Origin of the sequence: Roseateles albus, assembly GCF_028595345.1 — a bacterium.
GTDB classification, from domain to species: Bacteria; Pseudomonadota; Gammaproteobacteria; order Burkholderiales; family Burkholderiaceae_C; genus Paucibacter_A; species Paucibacter_A albus.
In genome coordinates this window covers 12,370-30,706 of the sequence record NZ_JAQQXT010000011.1, presented here as the reverse complement: position 1 = coordinate 30,706, position 18,337 = coordinate 12,370, and the positions used below count along the sequence as shown (strand labels likewise).

General features: G+C 58.7%; 14 protein-coding genes and 4 tRNA genes. 2 read left to right on the top strand and 16 right to left on the bottom strand.

Annotation, left to right across the window (positions count from 1 at the left end):
* Positions 1–13 precede the first annotated feature (13 nt).
* From secE to PRZ03_RS16945, 6 genes are all read right to left on the bottom strand, one after another.
* Positions 14–397, bottom strand: a complete 384-nt coding sequence (secE, locus tag PRZ03_RS16970) for a preprotein translocase subunit SecE (protein ID WP_263536005.1) — start codon at positions 395–397, stop codon at positions 14–16.
* Positions 398–548: 151 nt separating this feature from the next.
* Positions 549–624, bottom strand: a tRNA-Trp gene (locus PRZ03_RS16965).
* A gap of 14 nt (positions 625–638) precedes the next feature.
* Positions 639–1,829, bottom strand: coding sequence for an elongation factor Tu (gene tuf / locus PRZ03_RS16960; protein WP_273601445.1), 1,191 nt, complete (start codon positions 1,827–1,829; stop codon positions 639–641).
* A gap of 48 nt (positions 1,830–1,877) precedes the next feature.
* Positions 1,878–1,952: transfer RNA gene (locus tag PRZ03_RS16955), tRNA-Thr, on the bottom strand.
* An 84-nt stretch (positions 1,953–2,036) separates the two neighbouring features.
* Positions 2,037–2,110: transfer RNA gene (locus PRZ03_RS16950), tRNA-Gly, on the bottom strand.
* A 91-nt stretch (positions 2,111–2,201) separates the two neighbouring features.
* Positions 2,202–2,287: transfer RNA gene (locus tag PRZ03_RS16945), tRNA-Tyr, on the bottom strand.
* 672 nt (positions 2,288–2,959) lie between these two features.
* On the opposite strand from PRZ03_RS16945, the gene PRZ03_RS16940 reads away from it, so the two are divergent.
* Positions 2,960–5,599: a TonB-dependent receptor gene (locus PRZ03_RS16940; RefSeq protein WP_273601444.1), complete on the top strand. Its 2,640-nt coding sequence runs from the start codon at positions 2,960–2,962 to the stop codon at positions 5,597–5,599.
* A gap of 68 nt (positions 5,600–5,667) precedes the next feature.
* On the opposite strand, the gene PRZ03_RS16935 is transcribed toward PRZ03_RS16940, so the two are convergent.
* Both PRZ03_RS16935 and PRZ03_RS16930 read right to left on the bottom strand, forming a co-directional pair.
* On the bottom strand, positions 5,668–6,375 hold the full coding sequence (locus tag PRZ03_RS16935) for a DUF6445 family protein (RefSeq protein WP_273601443.1): 708 nt from the start codon (positions 6,373–6,375) through the stop codon (positions 5,668–5,670).
* Positions 6,376–6,418: 43 nt separating this feature from the next.
* Positions 6,419–7,951, bottom strand: a complete 1,533-nt coding sequence (locus PRZ03_RS16930; protein ID WP_273601442.1) for a tryptophan halogenase family protein — start codon at positions 7,949–7,951, stop codon at positions 6,419–6,421.
* A gap of 282 nt (positions 7,952–8,233) precedes the next feature.
* On the opposite strand from PRZ03_RS16930, the gene PRZ03_RS16925 reads away from it, so the two are divergent.
* Entirely contained in the window at positions 8,234–9,493 is a 1,260-nt protein-coding gene (locus PRZ03_RS16925) for a formylglycine-generating enzyme family protein (protein ID WP_273601441.1), read from the top strand.
* Positions 9,494–9,555: 62 nt separating this feature from the next.
* Here the strand turns inward: PRZ03_RS16925 and PRZ03_RS16920 are convergent, their stop codons facing one another.
* Genes PRZ03_RS16920 through PRZ03_RS16885 form a run of 8 tightly spaced genes read right to left on the bottom strand, consistent with a single transcriptional unit; the run spans position 9,556 to position 18,233 of the window.
* On the bottom strand, positions 9,556–10,623 hold the full coding sequence (locus PRZ03_RS16920) for an acyltransferase family protein (RefSeq protein ID WP_273601440.1): 1,068 nt from the start codon (positions 10,621–10,623) through the stop codon (positions 9,556–9,558).
* A gap of 22 nt (positions 10,624–10,645) precedes the next feature.
* Positions 10,646–11,554 (bottom strand): glycoside hydrolase family 16 protein, encoded by a 909-nt coding sequence (locus PRZ03_RS16915; RefSeq protein WP_263535941.1) that lies wholly within the window; start codon positions 11,552–11,554, stop codon positions 10,646–10,648.
* Positions 11,551–12,873, bottom strand: a complete 1,323-nt coding sequence (locus PRZ03_RS16910; RefSeq protein WP_273601439.1) for an MFS transporter — start codon at positions 12,871–12,873, stop codon at positions 11,551–11,553. The genes PRZ03_RS16915 and PRZ03_RS16910 overlap by 4 nt, the downstream gene beginning before the upstream one ends.
* Before the next feature lie 13 nt (positions 12,874–12,886).
* On the bottom strand, positions 12,887–14,362 hold the full coding sequence (nagZ, locus tag PRZ03_RS16905; protein ID WP_273601438.1) for a beta-N-acetylhexosaminidase: 1,476 nt from the start codon (positions 14,360–14,362) through the stop codon (positions 12,887–12,889).
* Between the two features lie 15 nt (positions 14,363–14,377).
* On the bottom strand, positions 14,378–15,397 hold the full coding sequence (locus PRZ03_RS16900) for an SIS domain-containing protein (RefSeq protein ID WP_273601560.1): 1,020 nt from the start codon (positions 15,395–15,397) through the stop codon (positions 14,378–14,380).
* Positions 15,398–15,428: 31 nt separating this feature from the next.
* The gene (gene nagA / locus PRZ03_RS16895) at positions 15,429–16,553 is read right to left on the bottom strand and encodes an N-acetylglucosamine-6-phosphate deacetylase (protein ID WP_273601437.1); all 1,125 of its coding nucleotides are present in this window, start codon (positions 16,551–16,553) and stop codon (positions 15,429–15,431) included.
* A 4-nt stretch (positions 16,554–16,557) separates the two neighbouring features.
* Positions 16,558–17,289 carry a GntR family transcriptional regulator gene (locus tag PRZ03_RS16890; RefSeq protein WP_263535937.1) on the bottom strand — a complete coding sequence of 244 codons (732 nt, stop codon included), beginning with the start codon at positions 17,287–17,289 and terminating at the stop codon, positions 16,558–16,560.
* An 11-nt stretch (positions 17,290–17,300) separates the two neighbouring features.
* Entirely contained in the window at positions 17,301–18,233 is a 933-nt protein-coding gene (locus PRZ03_RS16885) for a glucosamine kinase nucleotide-binding domain-containing protein (RefSeq protein WP_273601436.1), read from the bottom strand.
* Positions 18,234–18,337 lie beyond the last annotated feature (104 nt).

Here is an 18,337-nt window from a genome sequence, read left to right as displayed (position 1 = left end):
CTTCAACGCTTACTTAACGCTTCCAACCCAAGACCAGGTCGTACAACACCCACTCCAGCGTCTTGTCGGTCAACCAGAGGAACAAAGCCATGATCACCACGAAGGCAAAAACATAGCCGGTCATTTGGCGCGCTTCTTTGTGCGTCGGCCAAACCACCTTGCGCACCTCGCGCGCCGAGTCGCGCCCATAAGCGATCAACGACTTGCCCGATTCGGAAGTAAAAAACGCACCGACCGAAGCCGCCAGCAACACCAGCAGCGCCGCCCATTGCGCGATCGGGCCCTGCTTTGCCAACGCATAGTAGGCGACCAAAGCGGCCGCCAGCAACAGGACAGCACCGGCCAGCTTCGCTTTGTCAGCGCTGGTCGTTACCGTTTCGACTTGAGAATTGGACATTGATTCACTTCCATGCCACACAAAGCTTGCGGACATTCGATATTTCAAACACTTGTTTGGTGATACCCACCAGCAGCAAAGCCCGCCGGGAATAACTCCCGCGGGCCGATTGCCTAGAACCAATAAACCAACAACCGTGATCAGCGGAAGTTGGCAGGGGCGGAGGGTTTCGAACCTTCAACCTTCGGTTTTGGAGACCGACGCTCTGCCAATTGAGCTACGCCCCTATGGCGCTGATAGTTTAAGCGATGATCGTAGCAACCACGCCCGAACCAACGGTACGGCCACCTTCGCGAATCGCGAAGCGCAGACCAGTTTCCATCGCGATCGGAGCGATCAACTTGATCGTCATACCGACGTTATCGCCAGGCATAACCATTTCCTTGTCCGCTGGCAGCTCAACAGCACCGGTCACGTCAGTTGTACGGAAGTAGAACTGTGGACGGTAGTTGTTGAAGAACGGCGTGTGACGGCCGCCCTCTTCCTTCGACAAGACATACACCTCAGCCGTGAAGTGGGTGTGTGGCTTGATCGAACCCGGCTTGCTCAGCACTTGGCCGCGCTCAACATCTTCACGCTTGGTGCCGCGCAGCAAGATGCCGACGTTGTCACCAGCTTGACCTTGATCGAGCAACTTGCGGAACATTTCCACGCCGGTCACGGTTGTCTTCTGGACATCACGGATACCAACGATTTCGATTTCTTCGCCGACCTTGATGATGCCGCGCTCGATACGACCAGTCACCACGGTGCCGCGGCCAGAGATCGAGAACACGTCTTCAACCGGCAGCAAGAAGGCGCCGTCCATGGCACGCTCAGGCTGGGGAATGTAGCTGTCCAGCGCTTCGGCCAGAGCCATGATCGCGCCTTCGCCCAAGGGGCCTGTGTCGCCTTCCAGCGCCAACTTGGCCGAACCCTTGATGATCGGTGTGTCGTCGCCAGGGAAGTCGTACTTGGACAAGAGCTCGCGCACTTCCATTTCGACCAGTTCCAGCAACTCAGCGTCGTCCACCATGTCGCACTTGTTCAGGAAGACGATGATGTACTTCACGCCCACCTGACGAGCCAACAAGATGTGCTCGCGGGTCTGTGGCATCGGGCCGTCAGCGGCCGAGCAAACCAGAATCGCGCCGTCCATCTGCGCCGCGCCGGTGATCATGTTCTTCACATAGTCAGCGTGGCCTGGGCAGTCCACGTGTGCGTAGTGACGGCCGGCCGTCTCGTACTCAACGTGAGCAGTGTTGATCGTGATGCCGCGGGCTTTTTCTTCCGGTGCTGCGTCGATCTGGTCGTAAGCCTTGGCCTCGCCGCCGAACTTCTTCGACAGCACGGTTGCGATAGCAGCCGTCAGCGTGGTCTTGCCATGGTCAACGTGACCGATCGTGCCCACATTGACGTGCGGCTTGGTACGTTCAAATTTGCTTTTTGCCATTTCTGCGCTCCGAGAGAGTATCAGTACAGACTAGAAGAAGAAAACAGGTGGTGCCCATGACGCGGATCGAACGCGTGACCTCTCCCTTACCAAGGGAGTGCTCTACCACTGAGCCACATGGGCATCGACACAGGTTTGGAGACTTGACTCAAAACCGCAAACCAGTATCGACGACTTACAAACAACACAAACCGACACCAACAACACTGGAGCGGGAGACGGGAATCGAACCCGCGTGATCAGCTTGGAAGGCTGGAGTTCTACCATTGAACTACTCCCGCCCGGGAGCCTTGCTTGCCTTACTTCTAACAACCCTCCTGGGATCGAGTCGCCGGACCGGCCAGCGACTCGAATCAAGAAAAGCGTTTGCCTTGGTGGAGGAGGCTGGATTCGAACCAGCGTACGCGTTAGCGGGCAGATTTACAGTCTGCTGCCTTTAACCACTCGGCCACCCCTCCGAGGCAAGCCCGCAACTATAGCACAGCATTTTTGCAGCGCAAACAACTTTCTTGAACTCTGGTGAAGAACCTCGGCACCAAGCCGCCCTAGACAGCGTGAAGTCAGCTGAACCCCGACAACCAAGTCAATACCACCCCACGCCCGCGCCAGATACCAATCAGCTACCTACCACAAGCTAGCCAAGTCAATTCAAGGAGTAAGAGTCAAGCAAAAAGGCCGTCGCAAGAAGGCTACAAAACGACGCCTACAAGGCAATTTCTGCTTTTACGCACTTTTAAAACTTTGCGGAGCGGAGCAGTATTTACCCCAGCTTCAGCGCTCGCCACACCTCATGAACAGGGCGCTTAGCTCGATGCTGGACCTTCTCTCGTTGATTTTCCCGGTCCAGCCGCCGCAAGCAGCCGCCGCCGAAAGAAAGGTAGCCAGGCCAAGCATGCAAGCTTGAACATTTCGGTGGCGGCGCCGCCACAGCAGGGAAAACACGGACATAAAAGTGGTAGCAAAGTGGCACTACCGAGCCGTATAGTGGCATGGCATTGGTTGCATTCGTATGTCTTTAGCGGTGTCAAGCCTTGAGCGGTCACAAAAAAACGACCGCCAGAGCTGAGGTACCAAGTGGAAACAGGCCGAGTTGTTAATTAGTTATCTCTTGGCCAATTTAAGGAAAAGAAATGAAGGTCAAACAGAGCCCTATCGCAGCTGCCGTCACGATGACGCTGCTGAGCATCACTATGGCTGCACAGGCGCAGCAAGCAGCAACTGCTCCAGCTGCGGCACAAGACACAGCCCAACTTGAAGCGGTTGTGATCACAGGTATCCGCGCTTCGCTGCAAAGCGCAGCCAACATCAAGAAGGGTGCTAGCGCCGTCGTTGATGCTGTTTCTGCAGAAGACATCGGCAAGCTGCCAGACAGCGACGTGGGCCAGGCCCTGGGTCGTATCCCTGGAGTTACTGTCGGTCGTGCTTTCGGCCAAGGCGCTTCGGTCTCGATTCGCGGCACCGACCCGCAAATGACCTACACCACGCTGAACGGTCAATCCGTTGCATCGACCGGTTGGTATGACCAACAAACCATTGACCGCTCGTTCAATTACTCCCTGCTGCCAGCCGAACTCATCGGCGGCATGGAGGTCTTCAAGTCGTCGCAAGCTGATTTGACTGAAGGTGGCATCGGCGGCACCGTCATTGTGCGGACACGCAAGCCTTTGGATCTGGATGCCAACACAGCTTTCGTCAGCGCAAAGCTGGGCAAAGGCTCGGTCAGCGATGATCTGAGCAAGGAAGTTTCAGGCCTGTACAGCTGGAAGGATTCCCAGAAGAAGTTCGGCGCTCTGATCGCCGTCGCTTACGAGGACTCCGAGTACATTCGTCGCGGTATTGAGTCCGACGCACGTTGGTCAGGCGACGTCGCCCCGACAACTTTTGTTCAAGACCGCAAGCGCACCGCCGTCAACGTGGCACTGCAAGCTCGCCCAACCAAGTCGATTGACCTGGGCCTGAACTACTTGGCCTTGGAACTGACGGGTGACAACTCGAATACCAGCCACTACATCTTCCCAGGCAACGCCAAAACAGACCCTTGCTCGCAGAAGAATGCTGCTGGTTTGTGCACCAAGAGCGACATCACCGCTGCGAACGCGACGGACGCCTTCGTGCAAACTTGGGCTCGTACCGGCAAGATGACTTCGGACACTCTGGCACTGACCGGAACATTCCGCGCCGACACATTCAAGGTTGACGCCGCAGCCGGCTCGACGAAGGCCGAAGGCGGTACCTCGCAGACGACTAACTATTCATACGGTTGGTGGACGGCTGGCAGCTCTTTGCCGAAGTGGGTCGGTTCCATCGACGCAACGGGCAAGCAAATTTCGGTCAATCCTGGCGCGAACCAAAACGTCGCTCTGTCTAATCTGCCAGCAAAAACAGGTCCTGCCGGCTCTTGGGCAACTTCACGTGGTCCAAACTCGGACAAAGAAACTTACGCCCAGGCTGACCTGACCATGGACCTGGAACTGGGCCCCATCAACTCGTTCAAGACTGGCGTGCGTGCCACCGATCACGAGTTCAAGAAGAGCACCGACCGGGCGAGTTTTGCCGCCACAGCCATTGAGGCTGATACCGCCAGCCTGTACAACGGCAATATCGCCATGGGCACGAACGGCTGGAATTCGCCAAAGCCAAACATCGGCGGCATGATGGCTAACACCAATGCCAACGTGACGGGCTGGACCGAAGAGCGTGGCGGCTTGGGCATCATTAAAGAGAAGAACACCGCTGCCTACGGCATGTTCGAGTTTGAGAAAGACCAGTGGCGCGGTAACTTCGGCCTGCGCTACATCAGTTCCAAGGTGACTGGAACTGGTTATGCCTTCGACGGTACGCCACTGGCAACCGGTGATATTGACCAGAACCAGGGCTGGAGCAAGAACCGGACATCGAAGGATGCGAGCTATAGCGACTGGCTGCCATCGTTGAACGTCGCCTACACGCTGCAGAAGAACACATTGCTGCGTATGGCTGCGGGTCAAGCCATCACTCGTCCAAACTTTGACAATATGTTCCTGGCCAGCCAAAGCGGATGGAAGGACACCGTCGCGGGCAACGAGACGATGACTTTCGGCGATGTGGGCCTCAAGCCGCAAAAGTCGACTCAGTTCGACCTCGGTTTGGAGTACTACTACGGCAAGGGCAATTTGGTCGCCGGCGGTGTGTTCTACAAGGACATCAACAACTTCATCACGACCAACACCAAGGTTGACCAAAAGATCGGTGTGATCAGCCCAGATAGCGGCAAAGACAGCTGGACAGTCAACCAGTTCGTCAACGCTGGCGGCGGCAAGATCAGGGGCTTGGAAGCGCAAATCAACCATGCCTTCGACAACGGCTTTGGCGTTGCAGCGAACTACACCTACTCGGATGCCACCGCCCCAGGCGAGAGCTTCCAAGACCGGCGCGCGCTGTTCACCTTGGCCTCCAAGCACACTTACAACGTGGTGGGCTACTACGAAATGGCGGACTTCTCTGCCCGTATGGCCTACAACTATCGCTCGGAGTACATGATTCGTGAAACCGGCTGGTACGGTAACCGTATGCACGAAGGTTTCGGCACCTTGGACCTGGGCCTGGGCTACAACATCACGAAGAACATTCGCCTGAACTTTGATGCCACCAACCTGCTTGCAGCTGATGACGTCCAGTTTGGCGCAGCAGGCGTAGACACCACTGTCAAGGCACCATTGAAAGTGGGTTATCCCGCATGGTCCTTCATGGGTGAGCGTACTTACCGCGTGGGCATCAGCGCCAAGTTCTGATCTGGCTTAAGTCTTGAAAGCAAAAAGCCCGGCACTCGCCGGGCTTTTTTTATTTGAGCTTGGTGTTATCAAAAATCGAAAAAAGTATTCACAGTCAAACGCCCTTTGCGTGGGTCATCGCAAATGCCGATACTCGGATTGATGCAAGCGCTGTGCAACAAGCTGCCTGGGTACAACACCAAACGGTTGAAGCGGGCTGGCATCATCCCTAAGAATGTGAAACGTTGATCGGAGTCATCAAAGTACCTCGGGCTTGGATCGGCCTCACGCAACTCCTCGCAATAGACATCTGAATAATGCCGGCAATTCTCAGGCGTGACTCTTTGAATACCGGTGGCCACATGTCGATAAAAACCGGTCCCCCCATGCTCCGGACCACACAAATACAAAAGTACGGCCATATGGTGCGGTGATACCGAATCAAAATGCGGCGTCCTTTGCATCATGCCCAAACCATCGGGCGCCACCGTTGTCAGTGAAAACTCACATTCACTCTTTCGTAAATCAAGATGCTCCGGCACTTGGAAATTCATTTTGATCAACGGGTCCACCAATTCGACCAAGGCATTGGAATACTCGGCCGGCGCCGTTGCACGGATACCTGGATATCCTTTTTTCTGATCAAAACCCGGGCAAGGGAGAAACTTGCTTCCACTGGCAGCCGCAAGCATCAACTCGGGTTCTGTCAAAAAGTCATCGATAAAAACGACCTGATGCCCGCCCACTGTCACGGACTGAATATCAGGCGGCATGCGAACAGAAATTTTATTAATCATGATTTACTTTGATATAAAAAGAGCTGCACTGCGCATGGATGAATCAAGCAGGGCGCATGCTTTTGTAAGCTGCCAAAAATCCATCGATCCATTCGCGGTGACCGATGAGTTCCTTGGCCAAAAAACTTTCTGTGTTCCTGACGTTTTGAAGCTCACGCGTGAAGGCTTGCAGCTCTGCTTGCGTCATGTTTTTCTTGATCGTTTTGTATTTCATACCGTACAAAACAAACAGAAAGTTCTCCACGTCAAATAAATCAAAACGACTGAAGAAGTCAGATTTTTTGGGGGCATTGAATTTCCACATAGCAAGTCGCTCCGTCAAAACATCCGACAACTTGGGCTCCATGGTATTTAGGCGCCAAAAGTCGGAGTCGCGCCGGTCTGAAATGCAGTAGTGCAATTGAACAAAATCCATTACACGCTCCCACGTGTATGAGATGACTTTGTTGCAATAATCCGCGGCAACTGACATGCCGGACTTGTCAACCGAGAAGTTTCTAGCAAACAAATCGGCGGCCAAGTCAGTTACAAAAATAGAGGTCGCCTCCAAAGGCTCCACAAAGCCTTGGGCCAAGCCTAGAGCCACCACGTTTTTGCACCAAAATTTCTCGCGATAGCCGATTTTCATCGGGATTCTGCGCGGCGAGAGCCGTTCTGCATCCATGCCAAGATGCGCCGCCAAGCCCTGCAGGGCCTGCTCTTGCGTCATGTGCGCACTGGCGTAAACAAAGCCCACTCCGCGCCGATTTGTCAAAGGAATATCCCAAAGCCAACCGGCTTGGTGCGCCTTCGCAAGTGTGTAGGGAGGAATTTCACAAGCCGGCTCGGTCGCAATTTGTACAGCCAAAGCCGTATCAGTCAATATCTGCGCCGACTTATCAACGAAGGGTACCTGGTAAAGTTTACCCAGCAGCAGGGAATTAAAGCCCGTGCAGTCGACGTAAAAGTCATAATGAAGGCGCTCGCCCTCTTGGGTCAACAAATAATCGACCTCTCCCCTTTCATTCAGGCATGCATCAATGATGGTGGCCAGCTTGTGCTTAACTCGCAATTTTTGCACCGCATTCTTGGCCAGCAATTGGCCAAACTTCACGGCATTAAAATGGTAGGCATAGTTGACCGGCCCCTCAAACGGCGGGGACTCTATTTTCTTGGGGGCTTTCATCGCCTCCGCCAAGCCGGGCACTTCAGTCACTTCCGCAAATTCAGTAGTTTCAGCCTGTTGCAAATACAGTGAGCTGGTGTCAATCCCGCCTGGGTAAGGCGAAGAAAAGGGGTGATAGTAGAAATTTTCGATTCCGGAGGGCCCAGCGGCCATCCAATCAACAAATTTGATACCCACCTTGAAGGTCGTATCGCAGGTAGCCAACAAATCGGCTTCCGAAATACCAAACTTCATCAATGATTTCCGGATGTGCGGGACCGTACCTTCCCCCACACCAATAATGCCAATCTCCGGGGATTCAATCACAGTGATGGTGATGTCTTGCTCCGCTCGAAGCTCCACAGCCAAATGATTGGCAGCTAACCAACCGGCTGTGCCTCCGCCAATGATGGCTATATTTTTGACTCGCATCGACTGCTTCCCCATAGAAATGGCAATTTTCCCAAAAAAACACCTTAGCCCGAAGCTAAACAAGCAAGGCCGGAGCTGAAAAGTTTTTATCGAAGCTTCAGCCCATCAAACAGCTCTTCAAGTTATTCATTCTGGAAGCTTCGGCCAGCTTTTGATATGTCCACACCCCCTGAAGGGGGTGCAGTCACAAATATTCACAAATTCAAATTATGATGCCTTGCTTATGGCTCGGCGCCATAATTTTCTGTAGCCGACTCAACTCTACTACCTCCGAGGCGAAGAATGAAGTATTGGAAACTGGCAGCGCTCACTTTGATTTCGGGGTTTTTTGTGGGCTGTTCAAGTATCCAAACTCCTGAGTCGGCGGAATCTCTGGCCTTGCGCTTAGATCTTGATACCTGCCGAGCCTCAAGCCTTTTGGAAGTTCCGCCAAAGGTGGTGGTGATCACGCCGGCGATATCATTGCCCGACCAGATGAGATGCTCCTCGAGCAGTCAAAGCGGGGGTGCGACGGGCTGCGAAAGAATCCCCGGCCTGCGGTTTCCCGCCGTTGAGGAAGATCTCAATGCCGAGCCCCGGGCCCAGCTCTTCAGTGCCTGTCTGATGGTTAAACGCTATTCAGTACAACCCGTCATTGCCAGCGCGCCCAGCACGCACACCCTCCAAACTACAAAGAGTCTTCCAGCATCCCCGGCCTCATTGACCGCGAAAACGACCGAAGGGCTCGCCGCTCCTGAGATCGTCGCTAGCACGACCGTCAGCACAGACATGCTTGAGTCACTGCGCTCCCGGCCTTGGCAGGGCATCAAGGATTGCGACACATGCCCGCGCATGGTTTTGATTCCCTCCGGTAGCTTCAATATGGGCAGCACGGCGAGCCCATCGGAGCAACCTGTTCACACCGTCAAACTGCGCAGCTTCTTGCTGGGCAAATATGAGGTCACACAAGCGGAATGGCAGGCCGTCATGGGCAAGAACCCCAGCGCCAATACCTCCTGCGGCCGCCGCTGCCCGGTTGAGCGTGTGACCTGGAATCAGGCTCAAGAGTTTTTGAAAAGGCTCAACAGCCGCACCGGCTTGAATTTCCGGCTGCCCAGCGAAGCTGAATGGGAGTATGCGGCACGCGCTGGGCAAGACACGCGGGCTCAAGATGAAGCGTTTCAGACCCTGAAGAACTTTGCTTGGTACAACGGCAATAGCGGCGGGGAAGCTCATCCGGTCGGCCAAAAGATCCCGAATGCTTTTGGGCTGCATGATATGCAGGGCAATGTTTGGGAATGGGTCGAGGATGCCCAATACGATAACTACCAAGGGGCTCACCCTGCAGGCCTGGCGAGGCAAGTCAGCTCACCAAAGCAAGAAAAGCGCATCCTTCGTGGCGGCTCCTATTTTGACAACCCGAAATCACTCAGGACCAGCCATCGCAATGCTGACGAGCCAGATGCGGTCTACGTCTTCTTTGGCTTGCGAGTCGCTCGCGACCTCGAACCCGCTACAAGACAGGTTGAACGCAGCGATCCTTCAAGCTCCAAGCCGCAGTAGCCCGCTACTCGCTCAATATTGCAGTGGCCGCAGAGGCTTCAAGTGAAGCTCGCTTTGAAGCCTCACACCTTGAAGTAGATTTTGCGTCTATCCAGCTCTCGCACTATCAGCGCCCACACGCCCACGAAAGCCAGTGCGAACGCCAGTGACTGACCATATGGCCCGACCAAGGGCTCGAGCCAGCCGAAGGCGCTGGCGTAGAGGGGCTTCATCAGGCCAAAACCTTCCAGCAGCACCGTGCACATCCAGGCGCCCGCATAGGCTGCGATCGCGTTGACGCCAAAGCTGCGGCCAATCGGCGGCCAGCCGGTCTTGTCGATCAACTGATGCGCCAGCCCCAAGGCCAAGGCACCGAGACCGCCGGTCCACAGCACAAAGCTGGACGTCCATAACTGCTTGTTCAGCGGCAACCATTCGGCCCAGATCAGCCCCAACATCGCGCAGCCCAAGCCAAGTGCGATCAAGTTGAGGATTTGAGCGCGGCGCAGGTACTGGCCCGCTATCAAGCCCAGCAACGTCGTCGACAAAGCGCCCAAGGTGCTGACCAGGCCTTCTGGATCATGACCAATACCGGTCGCCGCCGCCCATTCGAGCGCAAAGCGCCCAAGCAGCAACGCATCCCAGCGCGAGGCAATATTGCCGATCTTCTCGAGCGAGCCACCCCAGGTGAGCAGACCGGCGTAGCCAATCAAGAGCGTTGCCAGCAGCAGCCACTGCGCGCGCGCCCGCAGGTAGATAGCGGCGAGCCCGACAAAAGCAAAACACAGACCGATGCGCTGCAGAACGCCTGGAATGCGGTACTCGGGCTTACTCATCAGCCACCAAGCCAGCGCATGCAAGACCATGCCGAGCACGACGATGCGCAAGGCGCGCTTGATCACGGTTTGCGCCATGGGTGCGTTTGGAGCACCCGCCTCAATCCTGCCGCCAAAAGCCAGCGCAATCGACACGCCGACGATAAACAGGAAGAAAGGAAATATCAGATCGGTCGGCGTGCAGCCATGCCAGGCGGAATGCTCCAGCGGCCCATAGACAAAACTCCAGCTGCCGGGGTTGTTGACCAATAACATGGCCGCCACCGTCAGGCCGCGCAGCGCGTCAACCGACGCGAATCTCTTGTTGACGCTCATCTCGGATTTTTATAAGTGCGACTCAGAAGTCGCAAAGACTACTCAAGGCCGGCTTGGCTGCGGGCACGTTATCGGTCTGCTTGACACCTGCCGCCCTGAACTTGGCCACCTCGGCATCCACTTGCGCCGGGCTCAAGACCTCATTGCGGGCGTGGAAGACCCAGTCGACATCCTGTTCATAGCGACGCGGCTGCTCGGTCTTGGCCAAGAGCCCGCCGGGCGAGAACCAGAGGTTGAAATTGATCGACATCGGAGACACCGGGTAGGTGCGCCCACCGTGAGTGGCGATTTGCCGGCCATCCAGAAACAGTTTCACGCGGCCTTCGGCGACCTGCATCATCAGCTGATGCCAGCCGTCCAGGCTGCCGAATTCTTCGTGTTGCTGGTTATGCGCTTGCCAGGGGTTCAGTTGCACGGTCTGCCAAGCGATGCCGTAAAGCCGCGTCTTCTCGCTGCCCCAGCCGCCATTGGGCAAATACTCCCAATCCATTTCACTGAATTCGGGGTCGAAGTCGTGCTTGAGCGGCGTCACCGCATAAAAGGTCTGGATCACCGGGTCGCCGTCAATGCCGGCCACCGGTTGGTCGCTGAAACGGATGCGGGCGGCGTAAGTGCCTTCTAGATATTTGCGGGCGTGGCACAACTGTGCCTGCGTGGTGCCGGCGCCGCTGCCATCGGTGCTGGCCGCCAAGCGCAAGAGGCGATTGCCCTTGCTCAAGGGATCATCCAGCAGGCTGAACTGAGCCGCACTCCAGGTCGCGCCCTCGACGCCTGGGTGACCTGCTTTGTTGCGTGGCGTCCATCCCTTGGCCTGCATGGCGGCGTTGTCGGCATAGCTGAAGTCGTCGAAAAAACGCTCCGGGGCTGCCCAGGCGGCAGCGCCCCAAAATGCCAACAAGCTCAGCATGCCCCTCAAGACAAGGCGACTCATGCTGCAGGCTTGCTTTCTTGCGCCTCTTCATCCTCGCGGATCGGCAAGATCCGCATCATCAGAAACACCGGCACGGCCGAGAGCAAGACCCACAGGAAGAAATTCTGATAGCCCAAGAACTTCTGGATATCGCCACTGACCGACTTGAAAATCACATAGCCCAGGGCCATGAAGCCGGTCGCAATCGCGTAATGCGCGGTCTGATACTTGCTCTTGGCGACGAACTGCATCATGAACAAAATCACCGCGACGAAACCGAAGCCATAACCAAAGGTTTCCAGGCTCACGGCCAGCGAGATGGCCCACAGTTCCGTCGGCTGGAACATCGCCAGCAGATAAAAGGCGAAGTTCGGCAGATTCATCGCCAGCAGCAGCCACAACATCGCGCGGCGCAGGCCCAACCAGGCCGTGAAATAACCCGAAGCAATGCTGCCGGCCAAAAAGGCCAGCGTGCCGGCTGTGCCGTATGACAGGCCCACATCGGTGGTCGCCATGCCCAAACCACCCAGCTCGCGCGCGTCCTTCATGAACAGCGGGCCGAGCGCCTGCACCTGCGACTCACCGGCGCGGAACAGCAAGATGAAAGCAATTGCCGTCCACACGCCCTTCAACTGGAAGAAGCTGCGGATCACATCGCCCAAGGTACCGGCGACCTCGCCAGCCGCATCACCCTCAACGCTCTTGCGCGTGTCCGGCAAGGCCCAGACGTGATAGCCGGCCAGCACCGCCATGGTCAGCGCGGCAATCGCGAACACCGTTGCCCAAGCAACCACGGGGCCGGCGCTCTTTTCCAGATGGCCGGCCAGAATTACCAAGCCACCCATCGCAAACAACTTGGAACCGTTGAAGCAGGTACCCAGCCAACCGGCCCAGACGGCGCGCTGCTTGCCGTTCAAGGTGGCGATGTAGAGGCCATCGCAAACGATGTCATGCGAGGCCGAGGCGATCGACGCGACCGCCAACAAGGCGATGCACAGAATAAAGAAGTTAGGCAGATTGAGCGACAGCGCGATCAAACCCAAGGCTACGGCGCCGACGCCTTGAAAGGCAATCACCATCCATTTTTTGCTCGGCGCCAATTCCAGCAATGGGCTCCACAGGGGCTTGAACACCCAGGCCAAGCCCAGCAAGCCGGTCCAGCGGGTGATGTCTTCGTTGGAGACCCCCAGGCTCTTGAGCATCAGCCCGGCCACCACATTGACCATGAAGAAGGGCAGGCCCTGCAGGAAATACAGGCTCAGCACCCAGGTCGCGGGTGTGCGCGCCTTGCCGGAGGACGGGTTCATGGGCGGCTTGGCGGTCAATGTGGATGAGCTCATGGGATGTCCGGGTTCAGTCCAGGTTCACGGGCGATGTGGCCGTGGCGCTGGCGCGCCCTTCCAGCCACGCCTTCAGGCCCGCCAAAGCGCCATCGGCATAACCCCAGGTCACAACAGTTGGCGCCGGCACGTCATGGGCCTGAAACGGGTTCCACAACACCAGGTGCAAATCAGGCCGCCAAGTTTGAGCGTTAGCGCCGTAGCGCATGCGATGCGTGGAGGCCACGATATTGAGGCGGCCGTCTTGCGGCACTTGGGCCCAGTCCAAATTCAGGATGTCGTCGACATACTGAATCTGCGCGTTCGGAAACTCGGCAAACAACTCGACGATCTGCTGGCCCAAGGGGCCGGCTTCAGACACGCCATCGGTAGGCACCTCGGGCTGCACGAACACGCGCAAGGCTGCATTCAGTGCCGGCGGCGTGGCGCCGCGCAGCGCGGTCAGGCCGGCGGCCCAAGCTTTGCGCATCAGGACGTCATCGGCCTCGCGAGGAGCCCCTTGATAGTCGTCGTGGCGCACCGGGTAGGCCAGCGCCAGCTTGTCCAAGCGCGCACAGGCAATGCGGCCCTGCTCGGCCGTCAACTCGCCGCTGGCGAAGGCGTCGTTAAGTGCTTGAATCGACTTGCCCTGCTCTTCCAGATCGCCCTGGGCCAAGATCATGTCGGCGCCGGCTTGGATGGCCATCACCGCCGCGCGGGCGTAGCCATAGCGCTCGAAAATCGCCTTCATCATCAAGGCATCGGTGATGACGACGCCGTCGTAGCCCCATTCATTGCGCAAGATGTCGCGCAAAATTTTGGTCGACAGCGTGGCGGGGTGCTCGGGGTCGATCTGCGGGTAGACGATGTGGGCGGTCATCACCGCCGGTGCTTCGTCCCTCAAGGCCTTGAAAGGCCGCAGCTCGAGCGCGTCCAGCTCGGCGCGGCTCTTGTCCACCGTCGGCAGCGCCAGGTGCGAGTCCACATGGGTGTCGCCGTGACCGGGGAAATGCTTGACGCAGCAGGCCACGCCTTCTTTGAGCGAACCGCGCATCCAGGCGCCGGCCAAACGGGTCACATCATCGGCATCTTCAGAAAAGCTGCGCTCGGCGATGACCGGGTTGGCCGGGTTGTTGTTGATGTCCAGCACGGGCGCGAAATTCCAGTTCACGCCGATGCTGGCCAAGCCGCGCGCCACACCCGCGCCAACCTGCTCGGCCAAGGCCTCATCATCGGCCGCGCCCAGCGCCATCGCCGAAGGCGCTTGCGGCAAGAAGGTCGCGCGCACCACCGAACCGCCCTCTTGGTCGAGGCCGATCAGGGCTGTGGGGCCCATCACGGCGCGCAAGTCACGGGTCAGTTGGCGGACTTCGGCTTCGGTGCCGAGGTTCTTGCGGAACAGGCAAACGGCGCGAACTTGGTTGTCGCGCAGGAAGGCGGCGGTGGCGGCGTCCAGGGACTTGCCCTGGATATCGACCATTACGAGTTGGCCGGGGTGGAATGCTGTCATAACAGGGGCAATCAATCAGTTGGTCTTGGTGACTTTGGCCAGATGCGGCGGCGAATCGGGGTTGCGGCCGCGTGCGCGGGCCAGGGCTTCCACCATCGGATAAAAACTCTGCACCACGGCGATCGGATCGAGGTCCTCGTTGCCGGTGCAACTCAGCGTGAGCTCGGCGCCTACTTCCTTGGCAATGCCGGCAGGTGCGGCCAGCAGTACGCGCGCACCACGGCCGCGCATCTCTTCGGCCAAGGCCAGCAAGCCGGCTTGCGCCGGGCCGCGCGGCGCGAACACCAGCATCGGATAACCCTGTTCCACCAGCGCCATCGGCCCATGCTTGACCTCGGCGCCCGAGAAAGCCTCGGCCTGGATACCGCAGGTTTCTTTGAATTTCAATGCCGCTTCCATCGCCACCGCGTAGCCGGTGCCGCGCCCGATGACAAAGAGCTTGTCGACATCCTTCAAGACCTCGACGGCCACATCCCAACGCTGCTGCGCGGCTTGCTCCAGGGCCGCCGGCAACTGTTCCAGCGCGGCCTGCAAATCATCATCAGCGCTCCAAGCGGCCACGACACGGGCACCGGCCACCAGCTGGCAGATATAGCTCTTGGTCGCAGCCACGCTCAGCTCGGGGCCGCTGTGTAGCGGGAAGACGAACTGCGCGGCTTCGGCCAGCGGCGAGCCCTCGGCATTGACAAAGGCCACCGTGCGAGCACCGCCGGCGCGGAAGAACCGGGTCGGCGCGATCAGGTCAGGGCTTTGGCCCGATTGCGAAAACGCAAAAGACACCAGTCCCTCGCAGCGAATCTTGCTTTGGTACAGCGTCACCAGCGACATCGGCAGCGAAGTCACCAGCCGCCCCATGCGCGCCATCATCAGATAGGCCATGTAATGCGCGGCATGGTCGGAGCTGCCGCGCGCCACGGTCAACAAGCTGCTGGGCGGCTGCTCGCGCAGCGCCTCGCCGAGTTCGGCATAGGCGTTGCGATCATGGGCCAGCTGGTACGCGACGGCTGCCGGGGCGCCCAGCGCCTCTTCTTGCATGCGGGAGGCGTAAGCGCGCGCCGGCAGGCGCTCACGCGAGTTCAATTTCTTCACCTTCTACGATCACGCGCTGCAACTGCAGTTCACGGTTCATCACGACCACATCTGCCCAGGCGCCAACCACCAACTGACCTCGATCGCTCAGGCCCAGGTAGTCGGCCGCATAGGTCGAGACGCGCTTGGATGCGTCTTCGATTTCCAAGCCCAGCCAAACCAGATTGCGCAGCGCTTGGTCCATGGTCAGCGTGCTGCCGGCCAAGGTGCCATCGGGCAAGCGAACGCCGCCCATGCATTTGGTCACGGTGTGGCTGCCAAGTTTGTAGTCGCCATCGGGCATGCCGGCGGCGGCGGTCGAGTCGGTCACGCAAAAGGTGCAGGGAATCGAACGCATTGCGACGCGGATCGCACCCGGATGCACATGCAGCAGATCGGGGATGATTTCGGCGTAACGCGCATGGGCCAAGGCCGCGCCGACCATGCCGGGCTCGCGGTGATGCAGGCCGGTCATCGCGTTGAATAGATGCGTGAAACCGCCCGCGCCCTTGTTGATCGCCGCCACGCCGTCTTCATAGGTGCCGGCCGTATGGCCGATCTGCACCTGGAAGCCGGCCGCGCGCAGCTCGCCAATCAACTCCAACGTACCGGCCATCTCAGGCGCCAAGGTGATCAGTTTGATCGGCGCCAGCGCATTCAGCGCCTGGATTTCTTCCATGCTGGCCGGCTTGGCAAAGTCGGGTTGCGCACCCAGCTTGCCCGGGTTGATGTAAGGGCCTTCGAGGTGCACGCCCAAGATGCGGGCAGCATTGGGCGCGCGCTCACGGCAGACCGGACCCAAGGCCGTCAAGGCCGATTCGATATCGGCCAGCGGTGCGGTCATGGTGGTGGCCAACATCGCCGTCGTGCCATGCTTGACATGCAGGCGCGACATCTGCAGCGCGGCGTCGCCGCCTTCCATCGTGTCGTGGCCGCCGCCGCCATGCACATGCACATCGATGAAACCCGGCAGCACGATGGGCAGGGCCAGCTTATCGTGGCGGACTTGGGCCTCGGTGACGGCTTCGCCCTCAATACGGCTGATTCGGCCCTCGTTGATCTCGACAAAACCGCGCACAAAACCCTGCGGTGTCAGCACGTAGCCGTCTATTAGCTGAGCCAAAGCCTTACCCCTCGCGCCGCATCTCGGCAACAAAATCGTAGTAGTCGCTGCGGCAATATGAATGCGTCAGCTCCACCGCCAAACCCGATTCCAGATAGCCGACCCGCGTGATGAACAAGACCGCCTGCCCGACCGGCACTTCCAGCAAGCCGGCCAGTTTGGCGTCGGCATTGATGGCCCGAATATGTTGCAAGGCCCGCACCGGCGCTACACCCAAGGTGGCCAGATGCTCGTACAGCGAAGCCTGCACCGCCATCGGATCGGGCAAAACCGCCTCCGGCATCACCGTCACTTCGTAATTCATCACCACCGAATCGGCCAAGCGCAGGCGCTCCAGGCGCGCCACGCGCTCGCCGGTACCCAGCCCCAGGCTCAGCTGCTCATCGGGTGCCGCCGGAGTGAAGCTGCGCGACAGCCAGCGCGAGCTGGGCTTGAAGCCGCGCTGATGCAACTCCTCGGAAAAACTGGTCAGGCGCGACAGCGGCTGCTCCAGCTTGGGCGCGATGTAATTGCCCGAGCCGCGCTTGCGGATGATCAAGCCCTGCTCGACCAAACGGTCGATCGCCTTGCGCGCCGTCACTCGCGACAGCTCAAGCGACTCCGCCAGCACCCGCTCGGACGGCAGCGCCTCCTCGGCGTGGTACTCCCCTTGCCGAATCGCCTGCGCCAGCTTGTGCGCCAACTGCATATACAGCGGCGACGCGGCGTCCGGGTCGGCTTTGAATTGGAAGGTCATGTCAATTTCGCTCAGTTGACTGTGCGTTGAAGTAAGCCGCGCACCAGATGCAAACCACCATCGGCCGAGTCGCCCAAGGGCGCCACGCACCGAGCGCGCAAGGCGGCGGAAAATTCAGGCGCCAAGCGCACGGCAATACTGCCGCACAAGGCCAAGGGCAGGCTGGCTTCAGGATCCAGGGCCAGCGCAAGCTTTTCCAGCTCAAACACCGCCTCGGCGACAAAGCCGGCCGCAACCGGATCACTGCCAACGCAATCAAACACCAAAGGCGCCAAGCTGGCATAGGCATGCTGGCCGGCCACGGCACCCCAGGCGAGCATGGCCTCGGTTGTCGAGCCCGCCACCGCCCAGACCGCCTGCGCCAAGGGGCTGGCCGGCACCCGGCCGTCCATCGCCTGGCAAGCGTGGCGGATCGCCTTCAAGCCCAGCCAAGCGCCGCTGCCTTCGTCGCCGGCAATCCAGCCCCAGCCACCAGCCACGCCGCGCGAGCCATCACGACGCAAGACCTCGCCGACCGAGCCGGTGCCCGAGGCCACAACCGCACCCGGCTGACCGGCATGGGCGCCCAAGACGGTCGTGAAGCCATCGTTATCCAAAGCCAGCGCGGCATAACCGGGCTGGCGCGCCAAAAATTCGGCCGCTTGAGATGGCACACCGGCGCCAGAAAGACCAAGCCCAATGGCACAGTCAATGGGCGCCAAAGTCGCCAAACCCGCCTGCGCCGCTGCCGCCTCTACGGCCTGTTGAATATGGCGCCAAGCCTGCTCGGCCCCCTGCCCCAAGGCTGACGGACCCGCATCACCAAGGCCCAGGACTTTGCCCTGCAAATCAGCCAGCTTGACCCGCGTGCCGGTGCCGCCACCGTCAACGCCAATCAGAAAGCGCGGCGCAGCGTCTGGCTGAGCAAGAATTTGGGTACGGGTGGAGTCGAGCGTGAATGTCATAGCGATACCAGTCTAATACCAAAAATAATGCCAGTCAATGAAACTGGCATTGGTGTTTACCTTAGGGCAAACCCCTTGCCATGCGGCTGTGGCAGCAGCTTTTC

Coding starts and splice junctions, on each gene's coding strand:
- secE (WP_263536005.1), bottom strand. CDS start 397: ATGTCCAATTCTCAAGTCGAAACGGTAACGACCAGCGCTGACAAAGCG.
- tuf (WP_273601445.1), bottom strand. CDS start 1,829: ATGGCAAAAAGCAAATTTGAACGTACCAAGCCGCACGTCAATGTGGGC.
- PRZ03_RS16940 (WP_273601444.1), top strand. CDS start 2,960: ATGAAGGTCAAACAGAGCCCTATCGCAGCTGCCGTCACGATGACGCTG.
- PRZ03_RS16935 (WP_273601443.1), bottom strand. CDS start 6,375: ATGATTAATAAAATTTCTGTTCGCATGCCGCCTGATATTCAGTCCGTG.
- PRZ03_RS16930 (WP_273601442.1), bottom strand. CDS start 7,951: ATGCGAGTCAAAAATATAGCCATCATTGGCGGAGGCACAGCCGGTTGG.
- PRZ03_RS16925 (WP_273601441.1), top strand. CDS start 8,234: ATGAAGTATTGGAAACTGGCAGCGCTCACTTTGATTTCGGGGTTTTTT.
- PRZ03_RS16920 (WP_273601440.1), bottom strand. CDS start 10,623: ATGAGCGTCAACAAGAGATTCGCGTCGGTTGACGCGCTGCGCGGCCTG.
- PRZ03_RS16915 (WP_263535941.1), bottom strand. CDS start 11,554: ATGAGTCGCCTTGTCTTGAGGGGCATGCTGAGCTTGTTGGCATTTTGG.
- PRZ03_RS16910 (WP_273601439.1), bottom strand. CDS start 12,873: ATGAGCTCATCCACATTGACCGCCAAGCCGCCCATGAACCCGTCCTCC.
- nagZ (WP_273601438.1), bottom strand. CDS start 14,362: ATGACAGCATTCCACCCCGGCCAACTCGTAATGGTCGATATCCAGGGC.
- PRZ03_RS16900 (WP_273601560.1), bottom strand. CDS start 15,397: ATGCAAGAAGAGGCGCTGGGCGCCCCGGCAGCCGTCGCGTACCAGCTG.
- PRZ03_RS16890 (WP_263535937.1), bottom strand. CDS start 17,289: ATGACCTTCCAATTCAAAGCCGACCCGGACGCCGCGTCGCCGCTGTAT.
- PRZ03_RS16885 (WP_273601436.1), bottom strand. CDS start 18,233: ATGACATTCACGCTCGACTCCACCCGTACCCAAATTCTTGCTCAGCCA.